Annotated in this window: 5 protein-coding genes; 3 read left to right on the top strand and 2 right to left on the bottom strand. The window is 74.5% G+C overall.

Features of this window, described 5'->3' with window-relative positions; translation table 11 throughout:
• The coding region (locus G3I53_RS10820; RefSeq protein WP_164438277.1) for a TerD family protein at positions 1–675 on the bottom strand (675 nt) is incomplete at its 3' end.
• Between the two features lie 170 nt (positions 676–845).
• Between G3I53_RS10820 and G3I53_RS10815 the strand changes: the two genes are divergently transcribed.
• From G3I53_RS10815 to G3I53_RS10805, 3 genes are all read left to right on the top strand, one after another.
• Entirely contained in the window at positions 846–2012 is a 1167-nt protein-coding gene (locus G3I53_RS10815) for an HpcH/HpaI aldolase/citrate lyase family protein (RefSeq protein WP_164333930.1), read from the top strand.
• Positions 2013–2080: 68 nt separating this feature from the next.
• A complete protein-coding gene (locus tag G3I53_RS10810) occupies positions 2081–4633 on the top strand; it encodes a phosphoribosyltransferase (protein WP_164438276.1) in 2553 nt (850 codons plus the stop codon).
• Positions 4633–5445 carry an HAD family hydrolase gene (locus tag G3I53_RS10805; RefSeq protein ID WP_164337976.1) on the top strand — a complete coding sequence of 271 codons (813 nt, stop codon included), beginning with the start codon at positions 4633–4635 and terminating at the stop codon, positions 5443–5445. The genes G3I53_RS10810 and G3I53_RS10805 overlap by 1 nt, the downstream gene beginning before the upstream one ends.
• A 12-nt stretch (positions 5446–5457) precedes the next feature.
• On the opposite strand, the gene G3I53_RS10800 is transcribed toward G3I53_RS10805, so the two are convergent.
• Complete coding sequence (locus G3I53_RS10800) at positions 5458–6285, bottom strand: DedA family protein (RefSeq protein ID WP_164438275.1); 828 nt, start codon at positions 6283–6285, stop codon at positions 5458–5460.
• Positions 6286–6468 lie beyond the last annotated feature (183 nt).

Genomic DNA, 6468 nt, shown 5'->3' with positions numbered 1-6468 from the left:
CTGCTCCGGCGGCAGCGGGCCGGACACCTCCGGCGCGGCCGGTGCGTGGGCCTGGGTCGGTGCCTCGGGGTGCGCCCGGGGCGGCGCGGGCGCCTGGGCCGCCGGATCGGCGGCGGGCTCCTCCGCGGCCTCCGACTCGTCCACCGAGATGCCGAAGTCGGTGGCGAGCCCGCGCAGGCCGTTGGAGTAGCCCTCGCCGAGCGCCCGGAACTTCCAGCCCTCCCCGCGCCGGTACAGCTCGCCGCAGATCAGCGCCGTCTCCTGCCCGGTCTCCGGCTTGATGTCGAACAGGGCGAGGGGCTCGGCGTCGGGGGTCTGGGCGTCGTAGAGCAGGATGCGCAGGTCCCGGACGCGGTCGAAGGTGACGCCGTCCGCCGAGGCGACCAGCAGGACCCGCCCCACGTCGGGTTCGGTGCCCGCGAGGTCTGTCTGGATCGTGTCGGTCAGACCGTCGCCGTCGCGCTTCTTGCCGAGCCGCCAGACGGTGCCGGAGGGATGCCGCGGCTGGTTGTAGAAGACGAAGTCCTCGTCGGAGCGCACGCGGTCGTCGGGGCCGAGCAGCAGCGCGGAGGCGTCCACGTCCGGCACCCCCTGCCCGGGCAGCCAGCGCAGCACGGCGCGTACCGTGGTGGCCTGGAGAGGGACGTTCGACCCCTTCAGCATCGCGTGCGTCATGCCGTCATCCTGCCTGCTGCGTCCTGGCCACGACAATGCGGGGGGCGGCCGACACGGCGGAGTCATCCGGCGTTAACGCCCCGTGGGAACCGCCGACATCGTTCTGAACGTACTATTACCGGCCACCTTCTGACGTGTCACCGCAGCACCCAAGGCCCCGAGGGAGTTCAATGCATCATTTCGGTCACATAGCCCTCGAGGTGCGGAAACGTCTCTTCTACCGGGAGCCCTGCGCGTTCACCCCGGACTCCCCGGCCCGGCTGCTCTCCGCGGCCCTCGGCGCCACCCTCTACAGCCCGGCCACCCGCCCCCGCCTCGCCGAAGACGTCGTCAAGCAGGCCGGGCGCGGTGTCGTCTCGATGGTGCTGTGCCTGGAGGACTCCATCAGCGACGCGGACGTCGCCGCCGGGGAGGCGAACCTCGTGAGCCAGTTCGCCGAACTGGACGGCGTGACCGGCGTGGAGCTGCCGCTGCTGTTCGTCCGGGTGCGCACCCCGGAGCAGATACCCGACCTCGTCCGCCGCCTCGGCCCCGCCGTCCGGCTGCTGTCCGGATTCGTGCTGCCGAAGTTCACCGAGGAACGCGGCATGCCGTTCCTGGAGGCCCTCGCCGACGCCGAGGCCACCAGCGGGCGCCGGCTGTTCGCCATGCCCGTCCTGGAGTCCCCCGAACTCCTCTACCGGGAGTCCCGGGTCGAGGTCCTGGAGGGCATCTTCCGGTCCGTCGACAAGTACCGCGACCGGGTCCTCGCCCTGCGCCTGGGCGTGACCGACTTCTGCTCCTCCTACGGGCTGCGCCGGGGCCCCGACATGACGGCCTACGACATCCAGGTCGTCGCCTCGGTCATCGCCGACGTGGTCAACATGCTCGCCCGCGCCGACGGCACCGGCTTCACCGTGACCGGCCCGGTCTGGGAGTACTTCCGCGTCCAGGAACGCATGTTCAAGCCGCAGCTGCGGCAGAGCCCCTTCCTGGAGCAGCAGGCGGTCGCGCTGCGCGAGAAACTCATCAAGCACTCCATGGACGGACTGCTGCGCGAGATCTCCCTGGACCAGGCCAACGGCCTCCTCGGCAAGACCTGCATCCACCCCTCCCACGTCCTGCCCGTGCACGCGCTGTCCGTCGTCAGCCACGAGGAGTACAGCGACGCCCAGGACATCCTGCGGCCGGAAAGGGGCGGCGGGGGTGTCATGAGGTCGGCGTACACGAACAAGATGAACGAGGTGAAGCCGCACCGCGCCTGGGCGGAGCGGACCCTGCTGCGCGCCGAGGTCTTCGGGGTGGCGAACGAGGACATCGGCTTCGTGGAGCTGCTCGCCGCCGGCCTCACGAAGTGAACCGGCCGGACCACGCCACCACCCCGGCGCGCCGCCCGGCCGGCGCCGGAACCGAGCCCGAGGAATCCATGGAGAAGGCAGTGAACGAGCGGGTGCACCACGGGGTGCGTCACGCGACGCGGACCGGCGAGGACGTCTGGTCCGGCACCTGGGTCGCCGAGCGGCTCGGCGTCGAACTCGTCGGCGACGACACGCTGACCGGCCTGCTGGGCCTGGCCCTGCGGCGCAACCCCAAGCGGGCCCACCTGCTGGTGTCCCAGGTGCTCGGCAAGCACGTGCCCCGGTCGCCGTCCGTCGTGTACGAGCACGGCGTCGCCCTCGGCCGCCGGGTCGGAGAGCTGCTGGGCGGGGCGGCCGGCCGGGCGGTCGTCCTCGGCTACGCGGAGACCGCGACCGGCCTCGGCCACTCGGTGGCCGACGGCCTGGGCACCGCCCCCTACCTGCACTCCACCCGCCGCCCCGTCCCCGGCGTGCCCACGGCGGGCGGCTTCGAGGAGTCCCACTCGCACGCCACCTCCCACCTGCTGCTGCCCGAGGACCCCCGGCTGCTCGCCGGTGACGGGCCGCTGGTCCTGGTGGACGACGAGTTCTCCACGGGCAACACGGTGCTGAACACCGTCCGCGCCCTGCACGCCCGCTACCCGCGCCCCCGGTACGTGATCGTCGCCCTGGTCGACATGCGCTCGCCCGCGGACGCGGGACGCCTCGACGCGTTCGCCCGGGAGATCGGGGCCCGCATCGACCTGGTGACGACCGCGTCGGGGACGGTGCGCCTGCCCGAGGACGTCCTGGAGAAGGGCCGCGAGCTGGTCGCGGCCCACGAGCGCGCCGCCGGGGGCCCCGAGACGTCGGCGGCCGCCCCCGGCACCCTTCCGCCCGCCGCCGCGGCGGACCGCGTCACCCGGGTGGACCTGCGCTGGCCCGCCGGTCTCCCCGACGGCGGCCGGCACGGCTTCACCCCCGCGCACCGCTCCCGCCTCGACGCGGCCCTCCCCGCCATGACCGCCCGCCTCGCGGACGCCCTCCCGGCCGGTGCCCGCCGCGTCCTCGTCCTCGGCTGCGAGGAGCTGATGTACGCGCCCCTGCGGCTCGCCCACGCACTCGAACGCCTGGCCCCCGGCACCGACGTCCGCTTCTCCACCACCACCCGCTCACCCGTCCTCGCCGTCGACGACCCCGGCTACGCGATCCGCACCCGGCTGGTGTTCCCGGCCCACGACGACCCGGCCGACGGCCCCGGCGAGCGCTACGCCTACAACGTCGCGGGCGCCGGCTTCGACGCCGTCGTCGCCGTCGTCGACTCGGCCGCCGACACCCCCGCCCTGCACGCGCCCGGCGGACTGGCCGCCCGGCTCGCCGCGCACATCCCGCACGTCCTCCTCGCGGTCGTGCCCTCGTACGTGCCCGACCTCCGGGACGCCCCCCGGGGCGCCCGGTCCGACGCCCCCGAAAGGCCCGCCGGCATGCTGCCCGACCCGCTCAGAGGCCCCGCCTTCTCCTCGTACGCGCCCGAGGAGGTCGGCTGGCTGCTCCAGGACCTCTCCGACGTCACGCTGGAGGCGCCGACCGAGGAGCGCGAGGAGGCCATCCAGAGCGGCGGCGCCCACTACGCGGAGTCCCTGCCGGTCGAGTACCAGCCCAGCGAGCAGTACCAGCAGCTGTTCCACGCCGCCCTGGACGCCTCGGCGGCCCGCCTGGCCCACGCGGTCGGCGTCGTCACCGAGACCGTGCTCGCCGAGCGGTCGCCCCGCCCCGTCCTCGTCTCGCTGGCCCGCGCGGGCACCCCCGTCGGCATCCTCATGCGCCGCTGGGCGCAGCACCGGCACGGCCTCGACCTCCCGCACTACGCCGTGTCCATCGTCCGCGGCCGGGGCATCGACGCCAACGCGCTGCACTGGCTCGCCGCCCACCACGACCCCCGGGACGTGGTGTTCGTGGACGGCTGGACCGGCAAGGGCGCCATCACCCGCGAACTCGCCCGGGCCGTCACCGAGTTCGAGAAGGCCGGGGGCGCCACCGGCTTCGACCCCGAGATCGCCGTCCTCGCCGACCCCGGCTCCTGCGTGCGCACCTACGGCACCCGCGAGGACTACCTGATCCCGTCCGCCTGCCTCAACTCGACCGTCTCCGGGCTGATCTCACGGACCGTGCTGCGCGCCGACCTGGTCGGCCCGCACGACTTCCACGGTGCCAAGTTCTACCGCGAACTCGCCGGCGCCGACCTCTCGGTGGCCTTCCTCGACGCCGTCTCCGCCCGCTTCCCCGAGGTCACCGACGCCGCCTGCGCCCGCGCGAAGGAACTCCTCGCCACCGACCGCACCCCCACCTGGGAGGGCTGGGCGGCGGTGGAACGCATCAGCGAGGAGTACGGCATCCACGACGTCAACCTCGTCAAGCCCGGCGTCGGCGAGACCACCCGGGTGCTGCTGCGCCGGGTGCCCTGGAAGGTGCTCGCCCGCGCCGGAGCGGGCAGCGACCTCGACCACGTGCGCCTGCTCGCCGAGCAGCGGGGGGTGCCCGTCGAGGAGGTCGACGGCCTGCCGTACACCTGCGTCGGACTCATCCACCCCCGCTACACCCGGGGCGCCACCGGCGCCGACGGCAAGGCGGTGACCCGCTGATGCCCGTCCTCGTCGCCAGCGACCTCGACCGCACCCTCATCTACTCCGCCGCCGCCCTCGCCCTGACCATGCCGGACGCGCGGGCGCCCCGGCTGCTGTGCGTGGAGGTCCACGAGAGCAAGCCGCTGTGCTACATGACGGAGACGGCGGCCGGGCTCCTCACCGAGCTCGGCGACAGTGCCGTCTTCGTGCCCACCACCACCCGCACCCGCAAGCAGTACCAGCGCATCAACCTGCCCGGCCCGGCCCCCGCCTACGCGATCTGCGCCAACGGCGGCCACCTCCTCGTCGACGGCGTGTCCGACCCGGACTGGCACGCCCGCGTCACCGCCCGGCTGGCCGCGGAGTGCGCCCCGCTGGCTCAGGTGCAGGAGCACCTGCTGCGCACCGCCGACCCGGTCTGGCTGCGCAAACACCGGGTGGCCGAGGACCTGTTCGCCTACCTGGTCGTCGAGCGGGACCTGCTGCCCGGGGACTGGGTGAAGGAACTCGCCGCGTGGGCGGAGAACCTCGGCTGGACGGTCTCCCTCCAGGGCCGCAAGATCTACGCCGTGCCCAAGCCGCTCACCAAGAGCGCGGCCATGCACGAGGTCGCCCGCCGCACCGGCGCCGGCCTCACCCTCGCCGCCGGTGACTCCCTCCTCGACGCCGACCTGCTCCTCGCTGCCGACCGGGGCTGGCGCCCCGGCCACGGCGAACTCGCCGACGTCGGCTGGACCGCGCCCACGGTCAGTGCCCTGCCCGAGCGGGGTGTCGCGGCCGGGGAGCGCATCCTGCGCGAGTTCCTGGCGGCGGTGCGCCCGCCCCGGTGAGCCGGCGGGCGCCTACCGGCCGGCGTGCTCGTGACGGTCCGGTCCGCCGGAGGCGTCGAGGCGCAGGGCGAGGGTGTCGGCGGTGCCGCCGCCCTCGTCCTCCCCGGGAGGGCCGGCGAGGCCGGTGTCCTCGTCCTCTCCGTGCGGGCCGGCGGGGCCGGTCCCCGTCCGCCCGGCCCGCCTGCGCCGCCCGGCCCCGGGACGCAGCAACCGCAGGACGGCGAACGCCAGCAGGGCCAGCGCGGCGACGCCCAGGACCACCTTGGAGTACGTCGACGCGATGGCCGAGACCCGCTCCCAGTTGTCGCCGAGGGCGTAACCCGCCAGCACGAACACGGTGTTCCAGATCGCGCTGCCCAGCGCCGTCAGACCGAGGAACACCGGCAGCCGCATGCGCTCCACCCCGGCCGGCACGGAGATGAGGCTGCGGAAGATCGGGAGCATGCGGCCGAAGAACACCGCCTTCGTCCCGTGCCGCAGGAACCACGCCTCGGTCCGCTCGATGTCGGCCACCTTCACCAGCGGCAGCCGGGCCGCGATCCCCAGCGTCCGGTCCCGGCCGAGCAGCGCGCCCACCCCGTACAGCGCCAGCGCCCCGACGACGGACCCGGCGGTCGTCCACAGCAGCACGCTGAGCAGCCCCATGCGCCCACTGCTCGCGGCGAAGCCCGCCAGCGGCAGGATCACCTCGCTCGGGATCGGCGGGAAGAGGTTCTCGAGCGCGATGGCGAGCCCGGCCCCGGGCGCGCCCAGCGCGTCCATGAGGTCGGTGACCCACTGTGGTCCGGGACTGTCACCCGCGGCGGCCGTGGCGGTCCCGTGTACGGCGATGGCTGTCATGCGCCCACGCTAGGGAAGCGGACCTGAAGGGAGCCTGAGGACGGCGGGCGCGCGGGGCGGGACGGCGAGGACGGGACGTCGGACGTCGGGACGTGTCGGCCCGGCGCCCTGAGGGTGCCGGGAGGGGCGGGCGCCGGGTGGCGCGCCGCCCGTGCCGGGGGACGCGCGGCGTCAGCCGCAGCA

This window comes from Streptomyces sp. SID14436 (genome assembly GCF_010548465.1).
Classification (GTDB): Bacteria; Actinomycetota; Actinomycetes; order Streptomycetales; family Streptomycetaceae; genus Streptomyces.
This window is presented reverse-complemented; position numbering and strand designations above follow the sequence as displayed.